This window comes from Stenotrophomonas humi (assembly GCF_001431415.1).
GTDB lineage: Bacteria > Pseudomonadota > Gammaproteobacteria > Xanthomonadales > Xanthomonadaceae > Stenotrophomonas > Stenotrophomonas humi.
In genome coordinates, this window is record NZ_LDJI01000027.1 from 107,248 (window position 1) to 126,650 (window position 19,403).

Here is a 19,403-nt window from a genome sequence, read left to right on the forward strand (position 1 = left end):
GGCAATTACTGCGGACATTCTGAAGAATTCAGCACAAACAATCACATGAAGATCATGTAGCTGACGCATTCAATCGGAGCAGGCGGACAACGTGATCGGCTGCCGTAAGAGCCTGTGTGTCGCATCACTTTTACTGACGCTGCTCCGCGGCAGGTGCTGGTCGCTGCCGTCCACCGACTGAAATGAAAACGGCCTCGTCTTTGTCAGACGAGGCCGTTGAGCCGCTTAGCAAGCGTGCCGATCAGAACTCCTGCCAATCCTCGCCATTGGCGACCATCGGTTCCATGCGACGTGGCGCGGCGGCCATGCGTGCCGGGCGATAGCCCGATGACGGCGCGGCGACAACCGCTGCAGGCCTGGCGTTGGCGGCCACGGCGGCAGGGCGTGAGGTCGTGGTCACGCGGAACGCGGCGACCGCTTCGTTGAGCAGCAGTGCCTGTTCTTCCATCGCGCGGGCAGCAGCGGTGGCTTCTTCCACCAGCGCAGCGTTCTGCTGGGTGGTTTCATCCATCTGCACCACGGTCTGATTGACCTGCTCGATACCAGCCGACTGCTCCTGCGAGGCGGCCGAGATCTCGGCCATGATGTCGGTGACGCGCTGCACCGAGGCGACGATCTCGCCCATGGTGGTGCCTGCCTGATGCACCAGTGCCGAGCCTTCGCCGACCTTGCCGACGGAGTCTTCAATCAGCCCCTTGATCTCCTTGGCGGCACCGGCCGAGCGCTGCGCCAGCGTGCGCACTTCCGAGGCAACCACGGCGAAACCGCGACCCTGCTCACCGGCACGGGCTGCTTCCACCGCAGCATTCAGCGCCAGGATGTTGGTCTGGAAGGCGATGCCGTCAATGACCGAGATGATCTCGGCAATCTTCTTGGACGAGGCTTCGATGCCACTCATGGTGGTGACAACCTGCTGCACCACGTTGCCACCCTGGCTGGCGACGCCATGCGCGCCGATGGCGAGCTGGTTGGCCTGGCGGGCGTGTTCGGCATTCTGGCGCACGGTGGAGGTCAGCTCCTCCATCGAGGCGGCGGTCTCTTCCAGATTGGCGGCCTGCTGCTCGGTGCGGCGCGACAGGTCGTTGTTGCCGGTAGCGATCTCGGTGGCTGCCAGGTTGATGCTGGACGCCGCATTCTGGATGCGACCGACAATGCTGGCCAGCTGATCAACGGTGGCATTGGCGTCATCGCGCATCTGTGCGAACACGCCGTTGAACTGGCCGTCCATGCGCACCGTGAGGTCACCCTGTGCAAGCGCCTGCAGCACCTGCGACACCTTGGCCAGGTTGCCGTCTGCGGTTTCCATCAGGTGATTCAAGCCGCTCACCATGTTGCGGAAATCGTACTGGTAGCGGTTCAGATCACCCCGCTGGGTGAAGTCACCCGCCGCAGCGGCGCCAGCCAGGCGCGTGATTTCGGTATTGATCGAGGACAGGCTGGCCTTGATGCCGTCCACGGCCTCGGTCATCACCGCGCTCTCGCCGGGCAGGCGGTCGATGTCCATGCTCATGTCGCCAATCGAGTAGCGCTTCAGGACGTCCAGCATGTGCAGGATGGTGTTTACCTGCGATGCCACCAGATCATTGGTGGAGTGGATCATCTGCCCGTACTCGCCGGGGAATGCACTTTCGTCCATGCGGTAGCTGATGGTGCCTGCGTCGTGCTGGCGGGCCATTTCGCCCTGTGCGGCGATTACCGCCTGCAACTGCGTCTGCATGCGCTGCATCGACGACAGCAGCTTGCCTACTTCGTCGCGGCGCGAGGCATCGATGCGGCGATCCAGCTTGCCGACGGAAACATCATCGGCCACGCGGACGGCTTCTTCCAGCGGCACCATGATCGCGCGGATGATCACCCATGCCAGCAGGGCTGCCAGCACCAGTGCCAGCGCCAGGACACCAAACACCGTAAGCAACGAGCGGGTATGGGCCTGTTTGGATTCAGCGGTCTGCTTGCTCAACTGCGTCTGGTTGTACTGCGAGAGCTGCTTGAGCTGGTTGAACAGATCGCGGCGCAACATGCGCGATTCATCACTGGAAATGGTGCGCGCGGTGTCGAAATCGTCCAGCGCGATGGCGGCGGAGATGCGCTCATGCGCACCGAAGTAGGCAGCGCGAAGCGTCTTTACCTTGTCGTACAGCTGCTGCTCTTCCTTGGTGCTTGCGGTTTCGATGCTGTCATACGCTTTTTCTTCGGCTTCGATCAGGGCGCGGGTTTCCGCCATGCGCTTGTCATAGTCGGCCAGCTGCGTCGCGTTGCCCTGGTAACTCAACTGGGCCTGTTCGAAAGTACGAAATTCACCCAGCTGGGCGCGCATTTCGCCCAGATGCTGCACTGAGGGCATCCAGTTGCTGCTGACCTCTTCGATCTGGCGCTCAGCCACACCCAGGCGCCACACCGAGAACAGGCCCAGCAGCAGGGTGAGCAGGCCGGTGGAACAGAAAGCCACCAACAGCTTCCGCGTGATCGACAGGTTCTGGAACCATTTCATTGCAGGCGCCTCCATTGGCATTTCGCGCTACGCACAGGCCCGGTGCACCTGCGGAAATATCGGTTGATTGAGCAAGGCGGCGGGGGCGCCTTTGTGGTGCGGAAACCACGACGTGCTGAGGTATCGGCGACCAGTGAGGGTTCTTGAGCGACTGAGAGGAGCGCTGCTGAACGGCGTTCAGGCGGCGATTCGACGCGTGCGCGGTGGCACGGAATACCAACGCTTCCGCGGTCGGTTTCCCTTGCCTGCGGCGGGGCTGGATCGGTGTTGCTCCAACTGCACGCCGCGTGCTCAGCCCAGAACGATCCACCGCATGTCGGGCACGTCCGCCCGCGAGCGGATGGCGGTGGGCTTTCCATGGATCGGTTTCGCTCTCAGCACAGGGCCGTGGACGAGGTCATGTGGACGAGACCCTGTCGCTGCGCCGAGCCGACGCGTCGCTGCCGTATATCGCGCATGCTGTCCCGTCACCTGGGAGGAGGCGGCCCGCAAACCGCCTCCCTTCACCCGGCAGACCGGAGGAAGGGAGCGGTGGACTTCCGCTTCGCGGGAGATTTCCGTGAGGAGCTGGTGCTTGGCGGCCTCAAGCCGCCTGGGGCATACGTAGCGAACGTACCAGACCGCCGATGTCGACGATCAACGCGACGCGGCCGTCGCCAAGGATGGTGGCGCCGGAGACACCACCGATGCGGCGATAGTTGTTCTCGATGTTCTTGACTACCACCTGCTGCTGGCCGAGCAGTTCGTCCACTTCCAGCGCGATCTTCTGGCCATCGCTCTCGACCACCACCACCAGCGGATCGGCGTGGCTGCTGTCTCGGTATCCGTAGTGCTGGCCCAGGGCAAGAATCGGCAGGTACTCGCCGCGCACGCGCAGCACGCGGCCTTCGCCGCCCATGGTGCGGATATCTTCGGCCTGTGGCTGCAGTGCTTCGAGCACGTACGCCAGCGGCAGGATCAAGGTCTCGCCAGCGACCGAAACGGTCATGCCGTCGAGGATGGCCAGCGTCAGGGGCAGGCGGATCAGCACGCGGGTGCCGGCGCCGGTGCGGCTTTCCAGCTGGACTTCGCCGCCGAGTGCCTGGATGTTGCGACGGACCACGTCCATGCCGACACCACGGCCGGACAGATCGGTGACCGCGTCGGCAGTGGAGAAGCCCGGTTGGAAAATCAGGTCCCACACCTGTGAATCAGTGGGATTGTCAGGAACGTTGAGGCCACGTTCGAGGGCTTTGGCCAGGATCTTGTCGCGGTTCAGGCCGCGGCCGTCGTCGCTGACCTCGATCACGATATGACCGCCCTGATGTGAGGCTGCCAGGGTGATGGTGCCGGTTTCTTCCTTGCCGGCCTCGCGCCGCACGTCCGGCATTTCCAGGCCGTGATCGATCGAGTTGCGGACCAGATGTACGAGTGGGTCGGCGATCTTTTCGATCAGGCCCTTGTCGAGCTCGGTGCCTTCACCGATGGTGCGCAGGCGCACCTGTTTGCCGAGGCGACTGGAAAGGTCGCGGACCAGACGCGGGAAACGGCGGAACACCGCATCCACCGGCAACATGCGCACGCCGATGACGGCTTCCTGCAGGTCGCGGGTATTGCGCTCCAGCAGATCGAGGCCGGCGAGCAGCTGCTCGGCATGTGCCGGATCCAGGCCACCGGAAACCTGCTTGAGCATGGCTTGGGTGATGACCAGCTCGCCCACCAGGTTGATCAGGGCATCGACCTTGTCAACGCTGACGCGGATGGAGGACTCGGCTTCGTGCGCAGGGGCGCCGCCTGCTGCGGGCTTGGAGGCGTCGCCGGCAGTGGCCGTCACTGATACCGGCTCGGGCTGCGCTGCTTCGATTGCCAGGCTCGGCGGTGCGGCAGGACGGATGTCCAGCTCGCAATCGTCCACCACCCAGGCAAAGGTGTCTTCGATGCGGCTGCGCGGCACCTTGCCGACCAGGCCAAGATCCCAGGCGAGATAGGCTTCCAGCGGATCGAGCTGCGCGAAGGCGGGCAGGCGTTGCATGCGAGGTTCGACATGCAGTGAACCCAGCGTTTCCAGTTCGCGGATGATGCGCAGCGGGTCATTGCCACTCATGAACAGTGACGGCGCGGGCGCGAAACCGATCTGCCATGCGTCCGGCGTGTCATCTTCCTTGACGGCGGCAGCAACCTTGGCAGGGGATGGTGCTTGCCCGGACAACACCGCCTGCAGGCGGTCGGTCACGGCCTTGACCGCCGCCGGATCCGCTGCCTGGCCGTGCTCGGCCTCACGCAGCAGCGCGCGCAGCACGTCCACCGAGGCGAGCATCGCATCGACGGCGTTGCCGGCCAGGGCGCGCTTGCCGGAACGCAGCTCGTCCAGCAGCGTTTCAAGCACATGGGTCAGGCCGGCGATCGCATCGAAGCCGAACGTGCCGGCGCCACCCTTGATCGAGTGCGCGGCGCGGAAGACGGAGTTGATGATCTCCGGATCCTGCGCGCCATCTTCCAGGGCGAGCAGGCCGGCTTCCATCGCATCCAGCCCTTCGCGGCTTTCTTCAAAGAAGGTGGCGTGGAAGCGTTGCAGGTCCATGCTCATTGGCGCGGTATCCGTTGGTAAGGCAGGCAGGGCTGATCAGCCCAGGACTTTCTGGACGGTAGCGACCAGCTGTTCGGGATTGAACGGCTTGACCAGCCAGCCGGTGGCACCGGCAGCCTTGCCTTCGGACTTCTTGTCGGCGGCCGATTCGGTGGTGAGCATCAGCATCGGCGTGAACTTGTAGTCCGGCAGCTGGCGCAGCTCGCGAATCAGCGAAATGCCGTCCATGTTGGGCATGTTCACGTCGGTCACCACCGCATTGAAGCGCTGGCCCTTGGCACGGCCCAGGGCGACGGCGCCGTCTTCGGCTTCTTCAACCGAAAAGCCGGCCGAGGTGAGGGCGAAAGACACCATCTGGCGCATTGACGCCGAGTCGTCTACCACCAGGATTCGTGCGCTCATGCAGCGTTCTCCACAGATCTCGTTGTGTCAGGGGTTGCTTCCAGACCCAGGGTCCGGAGCACGCCGAGCAAGCGCGCGGCGTCAAGGAAGGTTGCGGTCGCGTTGTCGAAGACGGTGGTATGGCCGGCCTGTTGGCGGGCCAGCACGAAGGCGCAGAGCACCTGCATGGCCGCGGTGTGTATCCGCGAAACCTCGCTTGCGTCCACGCGCAGTTCACCGCCTTGGCCAAGGTGCGGGGCCAATTGCTGTTTCAACTCGCTGGTGGTCTCGATACCGAGATCCTGCAACAGCGCCACAGTGCTCATCGTCGCTCCGGACAAACGTTACTGGGAGGTTTAGCGGCGTTGCGCCGGGGATCTTTAGGGCACATAGGGAAATGCGGGACAGAGTGCCAACGGACGCACGGTTTGGCGCTTGCCTGTCCCATCGCGAAGCAATGGGCTGAGGGCTGGGCCAGGACGCCTTGCCGGCGGTTGGAGGCAGAGTCCAAGCCGCTCCTCCTCGATCCTCCGCTGTGCCATGCGCAAGGCAGGGGGCCTGGAGCCCAAGCGAGGTGCCAGCGAGTGGTGCGCCTGCCTCGCTCTGCAATCCTCACCCCAACTCACTGCAGCAGGCGCGTCGCATCCAGCAGGATCATCGGTTGGCTGCCGACGCGGGCGATGCCGCGGAACAGTTCGTTGGATATCTGGCAGATGCGGGCGGTGTCGGGTGGCTCGATCTGGGAATCGGTGAGGCTGGCGACGTCCTCGACGGCCGATACCCGCAGGCCCAGCACTTCGCCGTTTTCTTCAAGCACCACGATGCGGGTCTGCGGGTCTTCCGCTGTGGCTGCCATCTCCAGATGCAGGCACAGGTCCATTACCGGCACCACCTGGCCACGCAGGTTCATGATGCCGAGCATGGATGCATCGGTGCCGCGCAGCGCCAGCAGTGGTACCGGCAGCACCACTTCCTGCACCTTCAGCAATTCCAGCGCATAGGTCTGTTGGCCGCAGCGCAGGCGCAGCCAGCGCGAGGCGCGTTCGCTGGCTCGGCGCTGTTGCGGGCCGGCGGCAGCATGGGCCTGGGCCTGCAGTTCCTGCCAGCTGCTGGGTCGTGCAGGGGCGGGCTGCGCACGGGCGATGGGCGCGCGTGCGGTGGAGGGCATCGGGGCGGGTGCGGGTGGCGTCACGCCCGCCGCCACATCGAAGGCGCTCTGCAGCGCAGGGCTGTCGACGTGCGCCAGTTTGGCGCTCTCTGCCGGCCCGGTTTCGTAGATGACTTCGTCGGGCAAGTCATCCCAGGTGGGCTCGGGGGTGTGCTCTGTCGTGGTATCAACCGTTGTCTGCGGAACCTCGGGCGGGACGTTATCCCAGCTGGGTTCCACTGAGCTTCCGGCTTTGGCCTGCATTGCCGCCAGCGCCTCCTCGAAAGCAGCCTCCAGTTCAGCACTGTCGCCGGGTACGCCGACGAGCGCGGTGGGTACGGGCAGCGAGATTGACGGGCCGTCGCTGACCGGGGCCTGCGCTGGTGCGGGAATGGCTTCGGCCAACAGTTCGTCGAGGTAGTCGTCCAAGGCGCCAGCGGTGCTCATGCGGCCTCCTGCTCCAGCGCGCGGCCATCCTCGCCAAGGATCCACTCCAGTGCGCGGCGATAGGCGGCGTGACCGCGACCGGGATAGTCATCACCCTGCATTGGCTGGGTGAGTCCTGCGGCATGGCTGATGCGGGTGTCCACCGGAATGGCGTCCTCCCAGACGCGGGCACCGTGCCGGTCCTGCATCTGTTTGAGGGTTTCGTTGCCGGCACGGGTGCGGCGGTCGAACAGGGTGGGCAATACCGAGATCGGCAGGGCGCGCTTGCGCGAACGTTCCACCATTTCACCGGTGCGGACCATACCCTCGAGGCCATGCAACGCCAGCGGTTCGGCCTGGGTGGGAATGATCAGGCGGTCGGCAGCGGCCAGCGCATTGATCATCAGCAAGCCGAGCGTGGGCGCGCAGTCCAGCAGGATGTAATCGTGGCGGTCGCCATGACGCGCAAACGCCTGCTGCAGGGCGAGGCCGAGGCCGGGCTGATTGGCGCTGCGTCGCTCCAGGGTGGCCAATGACGCCTGCGCGCACAGGTAATCCAGGCCCGGGATATCGCTGGCCCGCGACAGGCTGGCGATCTCATGCGGTGGCGTGGCGAACAGCTCCTGCACCCCCTGCGGCACCGGCTCAAGCGGTACACCGAAGGCGCGGGTGAGCGAGGAGTGCGGGTCCAGGTCGATCAGTAGCACCTTGTGGCCGCGCGCGGCCAGGCCGCGGCCGAGCGACAGCGTGGTGGTGGTCTTGCCGACGCCACCTTTCTGGTTGGCAATGGCCCAGATACGCATCAATGAACTCCTTCGATGACAGCAGGCACCGCGCCGGTGGCAACGGGTGCGCCGCCTGCCGGTGTCGCGGTGTCGGTGCGGGTGCTGGCAGTGGTGTTGCCAACGCCCGGCAGGTCGGCGGCGGACGCCGAATCGGCCAGGATGATGACCATCACCCGCCGGTTGCGATTGCGGCCGGCGGCTTGATCGTTGCTTTCGCGCGGGCGGAATTCGCCGTAACCGACCATCGCCAGTCGCGCCGGTTGCACGCCATGGTCGGCGAACAGGTGCACCACGCTCGCCGCACGGCCGGCGGACAATTCCCAGTTGGATGGGAACTGCGCCGTGGCGATGGGCAGGTTGTCGGTGTGGCCTTCCACGCGCACGCCGTTGGGGGCGTCGAGCAGCACATCGGCGAGCTTGCCGAGCGTGTCGCGCGCGCCGACATCGAGTGCGGCCGAGCCGGTGCTGAAAAGAATGTCGCTGTTGATTTCAACTTCCAGCCAGAGTTCGGTGCGGCGCACCGTGATCACGCCCTGTTTGACCAGTGGCGCCAACGCCGAACTCAAGCGGTCGGCAATCTGGTTCAACTGGCGCTCGGCGCGGCGCAGTTGTTCCTGGTTGTGCGCGGACACCGGCATGCGCATATGCGACGCCATCGACGGCAGCTGGGTGGGATCGGACATGGCGCCGCCGGTCATGCTGGGTGAGCGGATCACCGACGGGGTGTCATGACCACCGCCCTGGATCTGCATGTTGCCGACCTGGACCTGGGTGATGGTGCGCGGCGCACCGCCGAATGCCGTGGACAGGGAGTCGGCCATCACCCGGTACTTGCCCTCGTTGAGCGAGGAGATGGCGTACATCACCACGAAAAAGGCGAGCAGCAGGGTCATCAGGTCGGCATAGGGAATGGCCCATGCTTCGTGATTGCCGTGCTCTTCGTGGCGCTTGCGACGTGCCATGGCTCAGTTCACGAACCCGGCCAGGCTGTTCTCGATGTTGCGCGGGTTCTCACCCTGGGCAATGGCGATCAGGCCTTCGATGACCATTTCGCGTTCACGGGTCGTGTGTGCGATCACGCCCTTGAGCTTGGCCGATACCGGCAGGAACAGCAGGTTGGCCGAGGCGATGCCGTAGATGGTGGCGGTGAACGCGGCGGCGATGCCATGACCGAGCTTGCTTGGGTCAGCCAGGTTCTTCATCACCGCGATCAAGCCGAGCACGGCGCCAATGATGCCCAGCGTCGGCGCATAGATGCCCATGCCCTCGAATACCTTGGTGGCGGCCAGATCCTGCTGCTCCTGGCTGCCCAGCTCGATTTCCATCATGTGGCGGATAGTGTCCGGCTCGACGCCGTCGACCACCAGCTGCAGGCCCTTGCGGATGAACGCGTCGTCCTGCATTTCCACCTGCGGCTCCAGGCCGAGCAGGCCTTGGCGGCGGGCGATGTTGCTCCAGTCCACGATCTGCTGGATCAGCGCGCGCCGATCACTGACCGGCGGCTTGACCACCCAGCGCACGATCTTGAAGGCGTGCTTGAATACGGCCGGCGAGGTGTGCAGCAGGATCGCGGCGAGGGTGCCGACAATGACGATCACGAATGCGGCCGGCGACCACAGCGAGGACAGACCGGCACCCTTCAGGATGCTGCCGCCCACCAGTGAGAGCAGGGCGAGGAAAAGTCCAATGATGCTGAGTCGGTCCATGGTGTTGGATATCGGCCTGGTGAATGCGGTCTTGAGTTGGAGAAATTTCTAGCCCCTCTCCCGCACGTGGGAAAGGGGAGGTGGCGCGCAGCCGGCAGCCCGCAGCCCGCGTCATGCATCGCTGACGTCTACTTACCCCTGACCACCCCGCAGGCCATCGACGTCGAGAATCAATGCCATGCGCCCGTCGCCGATCAGGGTGGCGCCGGCGTAGCCGCGCAGCCCCCGCAGTGCGCGTGGCAGTGGCTTGATGACCACTTCCTCGCGGCCGCGTACCTGGTCCACCACCAGCCCGAACCGGGTTTCACCCATCTGCAGCACCACGATGGTCAACAGCGTCGTCGGCATCGGTGTGACGCCGAGCCATTGACGCAAGTCCAGCAAGGCCAGCGTGTGGGTCTTGCGATCAAGCACGGCGCGGCCGTCAAACCAGCCCAGCGAGGTGGCCGGTGCGTGCAGCACTTCCATCACCCGCGCCAGCGGCAGGGCGTAGACGTCCTCACCGGCCTGCACCAGCAGGGTTGGAAGAATGGCCAGGGTCAGCGGCACGCGGATCAGGAAACGGCTGCCGCGGCCCAGTTCGGATTGAATCTGGATCTGCCCGCTGAGTTCGCGGATGCGTGACTGCACCACGTCCATGCCGACGCCACGTCCGGAGATATCGGTGACCTGCTGTTTGGTCGAGAAACCCGGCAGGAACACCAGGTGCAGACACTCCTCGCTGGTCAGGCGGGCGGCGGCTTCCGGGTCGATCAAGCCTTTCTCACGCGCCTTGGCGCGTAGGCGTTCGGGGTCGATGCCGGCGCCATCGTCCTGCACTTCGATGCTGACGTAATCGCCTTCCTGTTGCGCGGAGAGCCGGACCCTTCCCATGCGTGACTTGCCCTGGGCTTCGCGCAGATCCGGCATTTCCACGCCATGATCAATGGCGTTGCGCACCAGGTGCACCAAGGGGTCGGCCAGCGCTTCGACCAGGTTGCGGTCCAGCTCGGTGTCGGCGCCGATCAGCTCCAGATCCACTTCTTTCTGCAGCGAGCGGGCAACATCGCGCGCCACCTTGGGGAAGCGTGAGAACACTTTGCCGACCGGCTGCATGCGGGTGCGCATCACTGCCGATTGCAGGCGCGCGGTGGCGATGTCCAGGGTGGATACCGCACGATCGAGCTCTTCATCCTTCAGCCGTGTGCGCAGCGTCTTGAGACGGTTGCGCGACAGCACCAGTTCGCCGATCAGGTTGACGATGGCATCCAGGCGCTTTGTATCCACGCGCACCGTCTGCTCAGGCTCGGCGGTTTTGACCGCCGCTGCCTTGGGGGCAGTTGCCGGGCGTGCTGCTGCAGGCTTGGCGGGTGTGATCGCCGCAGCCACCGGCGCAGCGGTCACCGCCCCCGGGGCAGCACCGCCGTGCAGTTGATCGAGCAGGGCTTCGAATTCATCCTCGCTGATCAGGGTGTCATCCACCTTGGCCGCCACAGCGCCCGGCACGGTGCCGCCATGCAGCTGGTCGAGCAGGGCTTCAAACTCGTCCTCGCTGATCAGGTCACTGTCGGTGCTGACCGGTGCAGCCACCACAACGGGCGCGGCGCCGACATCGAACTGTGCGATCAGCGTTGCCGGGGCGTGTTCCGGGTCGGTGCCATTGGACACGGCATCAAGCATCGACTGCAGCCAGTCCAGCGATTGCTGGGCCGCATCGAAGTGATGGGCGAGCAGCTCCGCCTTGCCGGCACGGGCCATGCCCAGGGTTTCCTCGGCGGCGTGGCACAGCTCGACCATGGGCGTGATCGCCAGAAAGCCCGCGCCACCCTTGAGCGTGTGGAAGCCACGGAACACGGCGTTGAGCTGGTCGTTGTCCTGCGGCGCCTGTTCCAGTGCCACCAGCTGTTCGCCCAGCCGATCGAGGATCTCCTGCGCTTCGAGGATGAAATCGGCGGCGATGTCGTCGGCAAAGGCGCTCATGTCTTACAGCCCCAGATCCGACAACAGGTCGTCGGCGTCGTGCTGGGAAACCGCGTGGCGGTCCAGGCCCTTGAGGGCAGGGCCGGCCAGGCCCGGATTGCGGGCCTCTTCTTCCGTTGGTGGCAGACCCAGTGCACCGAAGCCTTCATGCACGCGGCGCACGATGCCGACCACGCGGCGGATGATCTGCCCGGTGAGGTCCTGGTAGCTCTGCGTGAGCGCCACCTCGGTAAGGTTGTGGCGAATGCGGTCGAGCAACTGGTCCTGATCCGGGTTGAGGCCTTCGGCGCGCAGGCGCTCGGTCAGCTCGCGGCATTCCTCGGCCAGATCCAGGGTGCGATGGGTCGCCTGTTCGGTCATCTGCACGACGTGATCCAGTCGTGCACAGGCATCGTCCAGTTCGCCCGCTTCGGATGGCACGCTTGGCAGTTCGCCCAACGCCTGGCCCAGCTCGCGGGCCAGACGGCCAAGGCCGGCCATCATCGGTTGCGTACGCAGCGCGGCCAGCGCGTCGATTTCCCGGCGCCAGCTGGCTTCGTCACCGTTTTCCAGCGCCGCCAACGCATCCTGCAGGCGCTGCACCAGGGCCGACTTGTCGCTCAACGCTTCGGCGTGCAGGTCCATCAGGCGCTCGCTGCCAGGCGTTCAAAAATCTTGCCGAGTTTTTCTTCCAATGTCTGCGCGGTGAACGGCTTGATGATGTAGCCGTTCACGCCGCACTGGGCGGCTTCGATGATCTGCTCGCGCTTGGCTTCGGCGGTAACCATCAGCACCGGCAGGGTCTTGAGCTTGGCGTCGGCACGGATGGCCTTGAGCAGCTCGATGCCGGTCATCACCGGCATGTTCCAGTCGGTGACCACGAAATCAAACGGCTGGCTCTGCAGCAGGGCCAGCGCGGCATGCCCGTCCTCGGCTTCGGCGGTGTTGGTGAAGCCCAGATCGCCGAGCAGGTTCTTGACGATGCGACGCATGGTCGAGAAGTCGTCAACGATCAGGATGCGCATGTTCTTGTTCAAAGGATGTTCCTCTTCATGGTTCCCCAAGGCCGGCGTCAGCGGCCTCGAAACTCTTCAACCGGCCACGCAGACGCAGCGTGGCCTGGCCGTGGATCTGGCAGACGCGTGACTCGCTTACGCCGAGTACCGCGCCGATTTCTTTGAGGTTCAACTCCTGCTCGTAGTAGAGCGAGAGCACCAGTTGTTCGCGTTCGGGCAGCAGGGCGATGGCCTTGCCCAGCTCGGCGCCGAACTGGCTGCGTTCGAGCATCTGCTGCGGGGTCGGGCCGCCGGTGGACGGGGTGTCCAGCTCGCCGTGGTCTTCGATGCGCGATTCCAGGCTCAGTACCTGGCCGCGCGATGCGTCCTCGATCAGGCGCATGTATTCGGGCAACGGAATTTCCATCGCCTCGGCCACTTCGCTGGCGCTGGCGGTGCGGCCGCTGGCTTGTTCCAGGCGTCGAATGGTGGCGGCGGCGTCGCGCGCGCGACGATGCACCGAGCGCGGAACCCAGTCGCCGCGCCGGATCTCATCGATCATCGAGCCACGGATGCGGATGGAAGCGTAGGTCTCGAACGAGGCGCCCTGTTCTGCGTCGTAGCTGCGCGAGGCTTCGATCAGGCCCATCATGCCGGCCTGGATCAGGTCATCGACCTCGACGCTTGCCGGCAGGCGTGCGGCGAGATGGTGGGCGATGCGCCGTACCAGATCCGCGTGGCGGGCGATGCATTCATTGGCGGCGTTGCGCTGGACTTCCCGGTATTGGGCTGCGGCGTTCATGCGCTCACCTTCTGCTGGAGGATGCGTTCCAGGAAGAATTCGACGCCGCCGCGGGGTGCGGTGGGCGCCTGCCAACGGGCGGTGCGGCGGGCGATCTCCTGGATCGCCAGCGACGCCGGTGCCGACGGGTAAAGCTTCACCACCGGCTGCTGGCGCTGCACCGACAGACGCAGCCAGTCGTCCTGCGGGACGCAGCCCAGGTAGTTGAGCGAGACGTCGATCAGGAACTTCTCGCAGACACGCACCAGCTTTTCATAGAGGGCGCGGCCTTCGTTGGGATCGCGGGCCATGTTGGCCACCACCTGGACGCGGTCCACGCCGCGTTCGCGCGAGAGCACCTTGATCAGGGCGTAGGCGTCGGTGATGGAGGCCGGTTCGTCGCAGACCACGACCACGGTGTCCTGCGCGGCCTGGCAGAACGTCAACACGCTGTCGGTGATGCCGGCGGCGGTGTCGATGATCATCACATCCAGGTCGCGTTCCAGTTCGGAGAACACATTGACCAGGCCGACGTGTTCGGCCGGCTGCAGTTCGGCCATGTGCCGGCGCCCCGATGCAGCCGGGACCACCAGCACGCCGTTGGGGCCTTCGACGATGACTTCTTCCAGCGTGCAGCGCCCGGCGACCAGGTCGGCCAGGGTGTGCTTCGGGTGCAGGCCGAGCACCACGTCGATGTTGGCCAGGCCCAGGTCGGCGTCGAGCAGCAGCGTGCGTTTGCCCATGCCCGCCAGTGCCACGGCCAGGTTGGCCGAGACATTCGTTTTGCCCACGCCACCTTTGCCGCCGGTGACGGCGATGGTGCGCACCGGGCCCGCGGGATCGCGCCGGGTGGCCGATAGCGGGAAGGTGTGGGTCAGCTTGGCGTACTCACGCGACTGCATTGTTCAACTCCGGATTGCAGGGCATATCGGCCGCGCGCCGCAAATCTTCAAGGCGAAGTACAAGATTGGCTGCCGAAGCCCGGTGCAGGTCTTCCGGAACGTCCTGGCCGTCGGTCACCCAGGTGATCGGCAGGCGGTGGTCCACCGCCACCGACAGGGCCGAACCGAAGCGGCCGGTCTCGTCCAGCTTGGTCAGCACCAGGCCCTGCGGGTTGGCGGCGCTGAAGCGGCGCACGACCTCGTCCATGTCCTGGAAGGAGGTGTTGGCCGGCAGTACCAGCAGGGTGCGGATCTGGCCGGCGGCACGCAGCCACTGCAGCTGTGCGGTGAGCGCGCGGTCGCGCTGGCCCAGGCCGGCGGTATCGATCAGCACCAGCTTGTAGTCGGCCAGGCGTTCCAGCAGCTGATTGAGGTCGGTGCTGCTGTTGGCCTCGTGCACGGCGATGCCGAGCTGACGACCGAAGCCATACAGCTGCTCACGTGCGCCGATGCGTTGGGTGTCGGTGGTGACCAATGCCACGTCGCGGGCGGCATGGGCATTGGCAAAGCGCGATGCGAGCTTGGCGATGGTGGTGGTCTTGCCGGCACCGGTGGGGCCGACCAGCGCGATCACGCCACCGGCTTCGATCGGGTCGATGGGCGCGATCGGCAGTTTGCGCGAGATCAGGCCCAGCATCAGGCCGCGGGCGCGGGCCGGTTCAATGTCGGCCGGGATCTGCATGACCACGTCACGCGACAGGCCCGCATCGAAGCCGTATTCGTCCATCAGATCCAATGCGTTGCCGCGCACCGCACTGCCGCGCAGGCGTTCGTCGGTGAAGCGGTTCATTTCGCGCTCGATCATCTGGCGCATGCCGACCACTTCCTGACGCAGCTGATTGAGCTCGCGCTCGTTGCCAGGGTTGCTGATCAGCTGCGTGGTGAGGATCGGGGCGGCTTCGGCATTGGCCGGAGCTGCCGGAATCGCCGGAATCGCCGCGGCCGTGGGGGACTCTGCGAAGGCCGGCGCGGCCATTGAAGCTGTGGCAATCGCCGGCTGCGGCACCACCGCTGCCAGGGGCGCGTCGTCGTGCTGTGGCGGATCAATGAAGAAACGTGCGCGCTCGACCGGCCGTTCGCTGGCGACTTCCGGCAACTGCGGCGCGGCGACGCGGGTCGGGGTGCTGCCTGCGGGACGGAAAACCGGCACCACCGGCGGTTCGTCGTCGCTGGCGGGCAGGGTGGCGAAGCGCTGCGCTTCGAGCTGCAGCAGCGGCTCCAGGTCATCCGAAGAAGGGCGCTTGAGCAGCGAGGCAAAACGGCTGCCCGGTGCCAGCTCGAGGCTGCTGTCGATGGAGCGGCCGGTAGCGCCGACGGCCGAGCGCGCCAGCGCTGCCACGGCCGAGGTGGTGGCGGTGACGGGCTCCGGCTCGGGCGTCCGACGCCGGGTGACGGCGGCCATGATGGCTTCGGCGGCGCTGCGCGGCTTGGCCGGTGCCGGCGCGGCCGGGCGGCTGGCTTCCAGTGCCTGCTGCACGGCGGTTTCGTCGTAATGGGCAGCTGCCACGATTTCGACGCCTTCCTCGATGCGGCGGTTGGAGAGGATGACGGCATCCGGCCCATGCTCCTTGCGCACCAGGTTCATGGCGGTGCGCATGTCGGCGGCGACGAAACGTTTGATCTTCATGTTCTGGTACCGGGAGTGGGGCTGGCCCGAAGCAGCAGCGTTGGCGATGGCGGTGTCCTGCATGGCGTGGCGTGCTCCTTCGTGCGGGGGTGTCTGGTAATGGGTCAGGTGTCTGTTTTCCGTCACCGGCGCAGGTATCAGCGCCGGGTTCCGGGCTGCCTCAGCTGATCGTGCCGACCAGCTTCAGCCGCTTGTCCTCCGGTACCTCGCTGTAGGCCAGGACCGACAGCGAGGGAACGCTGTGGCGGACCAGGCGCGCCAGCGCGGCGCGGACCGGCGCCGGTACCAGCACGACCGCGGGCTCGTTGCGGGCCTCCTGCTTGCCGACACAATCGGCAAGACTTTGATGGAGGCGTTCGGCGAGACCGGGTTCCAGTGCGGCACCATTGCCTTGCGTGGACTCCTGCAAGACCCGTTCCAGTTGCGGGTTGAGGGTGAACACCGGCAGCTCCGGCGACATTCCGGCGATCTCCTGCACGATGAAACGGCCCAGCGCGTTGCGCACGGCGGCAGTGAGCGCGGCCGGGTCCTGGGTGACCGGTGCGGTTTCCAGTAGGGCTTCGGCGATCTTGCGCAGCTGGCGCACCGGGATGCGTTCGATCAGCAGGTTCTGCAGCACGCGCGCCACGGTGGACAGCGGCAACGCCTTGGGCGACAGCTCCTCGGCCAGCTTGGGGGCGCTCTTGGCCAGGGTCGCCAGCAACTGCTGCACTTCCTCATGGCCAAGCAGTTCCGGTGCGTGCTCACGGATCAGGTGCGACAGATGGGTGGCGACCACGGTGGCCGGATCAACCACGGTGTAACCCAGCGATTCGGCATGGGCGCGCTGGTGGGGCTGGATCCAGGTGGCATCCAGGCCAAAGGCCGGGTCCTTGCCGGCAATGCCTTCAAGCTTGCCCATGGCGCTGCCCGGGTCCAACGCGAGTTCGCGGTCGGGGTGGATGTCGGCCGTGGCGACCGGCACGCCATGGATCAGCAGGCGGTAGGCGCTGGCGGGCAACTCCAGGTTGTCGCGGATATGGACTGGCGGAATCAGGAAGCCCAGGTCCTGGGTGAGCTTGCGACGCACGCCCTTGATGCGTGCCATCAGTTCGCCGCCCTGGGTCTTGTCCACCAGTGGAATCAACCGGTAGCCGACTTCAAGGCCCAGCGGATCGACCGGGCGCAGTTCGTCCCAGCTCAGTTCGGCGGTCGGCGAGGCGGGTGGCGCCAGCCCCGGGATGCCGGTCTCGGCGCCCGCAGTGGCGGTCGCTTTCGGGTTGGCGGCAGCCGCGGTTTCGCGCTTCCAGAACTTCCAGGCCAGAAACGCCAGGATCGCGGCCAGCGTCAGGAAGGCCAGGTTCGGCATGCCCGGTACCAGGCCGACCAGTCCGATGATGCCGGCCGCGATGGCCAGCGCACGGTACTGGCCGAACACCTGACCCATCATGGCCTGGGCCATGTCCTGCGAGCGCGAGGCGCGGGTGACCAGCATGGCGACCGCGCTGGAGATCAACAGCGCCGGCAGCTGCGCCACCAGGCCGTCACCGATGGACAGCAGGGTGTAGGTGGCGGCGGCGTCGCCGAACGCCATGTCGTGCTGCAGCACGCCCACGGCCAGGCCGCCGAGCAGGTTGATGAACAGGATCAGGATGCCGGCAATGGCATCGCCACGGATGAACTTGCTGGCACCGTCCATCGCGCCGTAGAAGTCGGCTTCCTCACGTACCTCTTCGCGACGGGCCTTGGCCTCCTCACGCGTCAGCAAACCGGCGTTGAGGTCGGCATCGATGGCCATCTGCTTGCCGGGCATCGCGTCCAGGATGAAGCGCGCGGTCACTTCCGACACGCGCCCGGCACCCTTGGTGATGACCACGAAGTTGATGATGGTCAGGATCGCGAACACCACGATGCCGACTGCGTAGTTGCCCCCGATCACGAACTCACCGAACGCGGCGATCACCTTGCCGGCCGCTTCGTGACCGTTCTGGCCGTTGAGCAGGATCACGCGGGTGGAAGCCACGTTCAGCGCCAGCCGCAGCATCGTGGTGATCAGCAGCACGATCGGGAAGATGGTGAAATCCAGCGGCCGTTTCACATAGACCACGGCCAGCAGCACCATCAGCGAGATGGCGATGTTCAGGGTGAACAGCGCATCGAGCACCGGCGCGGCCAGTGGCACCACCACCATCGCCAGCAGCGCCAGCACGATCAGTGGCGCGCCAAGTCCCTGACGCAGCATGTCCAGTACGCGGCGCGCGTTGACGCCCGAGGCCTGCGCACTCATGGCTTGGCTCCGGTGCCGAATTCGTCGATCTCGAAGGCCGGCTGCGACGGCATCGGGCCGGTGCGCCACTGGCGCAGTTGGTAGACGTAGGACAGGATCTGGGCGACGGCCGAATACAGTCTCACGGGGATTTCCTTGCCAAGTTGGCTTTCGCGATACAAGGCGCGTGCCAAAGGCGGTGCGGAGACGATGGCGACTTTGTTGCCGTCGGCCACCTGGCGGATGCGCAGGGCCACTTCGTCCACGCCCCGGGCAACCACGGTGGGGGCGTTCATGCGACCGCTTTCGTACTTCAGGGCGACCGCGTAGTGGGTGGGGTTGACCACCACCACGTCGGCGGTGGGCACCGCTTCCATCATCCGGCGCTGTGACATCTGCATCTGCATCTGGCGGATGCGGCCCTTGACCTCGGGGCTGCCCTCGCTTTCCTTCATCTCCCGCTTGAGCTCTTCGCGGGTCATCTTCAGCTTCCGCAGCCAGTTCCACTTCTGGTAAGGCGCGTCGATGGCGGCCAGCAACGCCAGGGCGCCGCCGGTGGCCAGCAGCAGCTTGAGCGTGAAGCCCAGGCCGTTGCTGACGGCACTTTCAAGCGGCTGGTGCAGCAGCCCGCGCAGGCTGTCCATGCTGTGCCAGATGCTCAGGCTGGCGGCGCCGCCGATGAAGGCCACGCGCAGCATCGACTTGATCAGCTCGGCCACCGCCTCGCCGCCATACAGCCGCTTGAGCCCGCTCATCGGATTCATGCGCTTGAAATCGGGCATCAGCGCCTTGTTGGAAAAACGCAGGCCACCCATCAGCACCGGGGCGATGAAGCCTGCAAGCAGGCACACCAGGATCACCGGGCTGACCGCCAGCATCAGCCGCAGGATCAGCCACCCGGCGTGGCCGAACAGTGCCTGCGGGGTGTCCAGCAGGGAGGGGTCGGGGCTGAGCGCCGCTTTCATCCACTCCCGCGAGCTGTTGGCGACCGGGCCGGACAGCGTCGCCAGTGCCACCACCGCCGCCGTGAACACGGCAGCGGTGGCGAGTTCCTTCGAGCGCGGGATGTTGCCTTGTTCCTGCGCGTCGCGCAGGCGTTTTTCGGTGGGGAGTTCGGTTTTTTCCCCGGCCTGTTCGTTCTCGGACATGGCACGGCGCGGATAAGGAGGTCATCCGGGTGGTGCAAGAACTGTTCCGGAATCGGGTGCAGGGGCTGCAAGCGTGCGGCGATGGGGTGGCTTCGAAGTGCCAACCCTTCTCCCGCCAGGGGTGAGGGGCTTCAGGGGCTGCGGTTGCGCGTACCGCTCCAACTCGCCGCCCACCAGGACCCGTCTTACCAGGCATGAGGAGGGTTGGGGGGCGAGGGGGTTCACT

General features: G+C 65.8%; 16 protein-coding genes. All 16 read right to left on the reverse strand.

Translation table 11 applies throughout. From position 1 onward, the window contains the following. Window positions 1-241 precede the first annotated feature (241 nt). Entirely contained in the window at window positions 242-2,491 is a 2,250-nt protein-coding gene (locus ABB26_RS14580) for a methyl-accepting chemotaxis protein (protein WP_057635427.1), read from the reverse strand. A gap of 583 nt (window positions 2,492-3,074) precedes the next feature. Next, the gene (locus tag ABB26_RS14585) at window positions 3,075-5,057 is read right to left on the reverse strand and encodes a chemotaxis protein CheA (protein ID WP_057635430.1); all 1,983 of its coding nucleotides are present in this window, start codon (window positions 5,055-5,057) and stop codon (window positions 3,075-3,077) included. A gap of 36 nt (window positions 5,058-5,093) precedes the next feature. Further along, a complete protein-coding gene (locus ABB26_RS14590; protein ID WP_038688521.1) occupies window positions 5,094-5,459 on the reverse strand; it encodes a response regulator in 366 nt (121 codons plus the stop codon). Beyond that, window positions 5,456-5,764: an STAS domain-containing protein gene (locus tag ABB26_RS14595; RefSeq protein ID WP_057635432.1), complete on the reverse strand. Its 309-nt coding sequence runs from the start codon at window positions 5,762-5,764 to the stop codon at window positions 5,456-5,458. The genes ABB26_RS14590 and ABB26_RS14595 overlap by 4 nt, the downstream gene beginning before the upstream one ends. 296 nt (window positions 5,765-6,060) lie before the next feature. Next, the gene (locus tag ABB26_RS14600) at window positions 6,061-7,032 is read right to left on the reverse strand and encodes a chemotaxis protein CheW (protein WP_057635434.1); all 972 of its coding nucleotides are present in this window, start codon (window positions 7,030-7,032) and stop codon (window positions 6,061-6,063) included. Continuing rightward, entirely contained in the window at window positions 7,029-7,814 is a 786-nt protein-coding gene (locus ABB26_RS14605; RefSeq protein WP_057635435.1) for a ParA family protein, read from the reverse strand. The genes ABB26_RS14600 and ABB26_RS14605 overlap by 4 nt, the downstream gene beginning before the upstream one ends. Beyond that, window positions 7,814-8,758: a flagellar motor protein MotD gene (gene motD, locus ABB26_RS14610; protein ID WP_057635438.1), complete on the reverse strand. Its 945-nt coding sequence runs from the start codon at window positions 8,756-8,758 to the stop codon at window positions 7,814-7,816. The genes ABB26_RS14605 and motD overlap by 1 nt, the downstream gene beginning before the upstream one ends. A 3-nt stretch (window positions 8,759-8,761) precedes the next feature. Further along, window positions 8,762-9,502, reverse strand: a complete 741-nt coding sequence (locus tag ABB26_RS14615; RefSeq protein WP_057635439.1) for a flagellar motor protein — start codon at window positions 9,500-9,502, stop codon at window positions 8,762-8,764. 132 nt (window positions 9,503-9,634) lie between these two features. Continuing rightward, entirely contained in the window at window positions 9,635-11,461 is a 1,827-nt protein-coding gene (locus tag ABB26_RS14620; RefSeq protein ID WP_057635441.1) for a chemotaxis protein CheA, read from the reverse strand. A gap of 3 nt (window positions 11,462-11,464) precedes the next feature. Further along, the gene (locus ABB26_RS14625) at window positions 11,465-12,085 is read right to left on the reverse strand and encodes a protein phosphatase CheZ (protein ID WP_057635443.1); all 621 of its coding nucleotides are present in this window, start codon (window positions 12,083-12,085) and stop codon (window positions 11,465-11,467) included. After that, complete coding sequence (gene cheY, locus ABB26_RS14630; RefSeq protein WP_057635444.1) at window positions 12,085-12,477, reverse strand: chemotaxis response regulator CheY; 393 nt, start codon at window positions 12,475-12,477, stop codon at window positions 12,085-12,087. Before cheY ends, ABB26_RS14625 begins: the two co-directional genes overlap by 1 nt. A gap of 13 nt (window positions 12,478-12,490) precedes the next feature. Then, a complete protein-coding gene (locus ABB26_RS14635) occupies window positions 12,491-13,237 on the reverse strand; it encodes an RNA polymerase sigma factor FliA (RefSeq protein ID WP_057635445.1) in 747 nt (248 codons plus the stop codon). Further along, complete coding sequence (locus ABB26_RS14640; protein ID WP_057635446.1) at window positions 13,234-14,118, reverse strand: MinD/ParA family protein; 885 nt, start codon at window positions 14,116-14,118, stop codon at window positions 13,234-13,236. The genes ABB26_RS14635 and ABB26_RS14640 overlap by 4 nt, the downstream gene beginning before the upstream one ends. Further along, window positions 14,105-15,784, reverse strand: coding sequence for an AAA family ATPase (locus ABB26_RS14645; RefSeq protein WP_057635494.1), 1,680 nt, complete (start codon window positions 15,782-15,784; stop codon window positions 14,105-14,107). Before ABB26_RS14645 ends, ABB26_RS14640 begins: the two co-directional genes overlap by 14 nt. 160 nt (window positions 15,785-15,944) lie before the next feature. Further along, window positions 15,945-18,050, reverse strand: a complete 2,106-nt coding sequence (gene flhA, locus ABB26_RS14650) for a flagellar biosynthesis protein FlhA (RefSeq protein WP_057635447.1) — start codon at window positions 18,048-18,050, stop codon at window positions 15,945-15,947. Continuing rightward, complete coding sequence (gene flhB, locus ABB26_RS14655; protein ID WP_057635448.1) at window positions 18,047-19,177, reverse strand: flagellar biosynthesis protein FlhB; 1,131 nt, start codon at window positions 19,175-19,177, stop codon at window positions 18,047-18,049. Before flhB ends, flhA begins: the two co-directional genes overlap by 4 nt. Window positions 19,178-19,403: the final 226 nt, after the last annotated feature.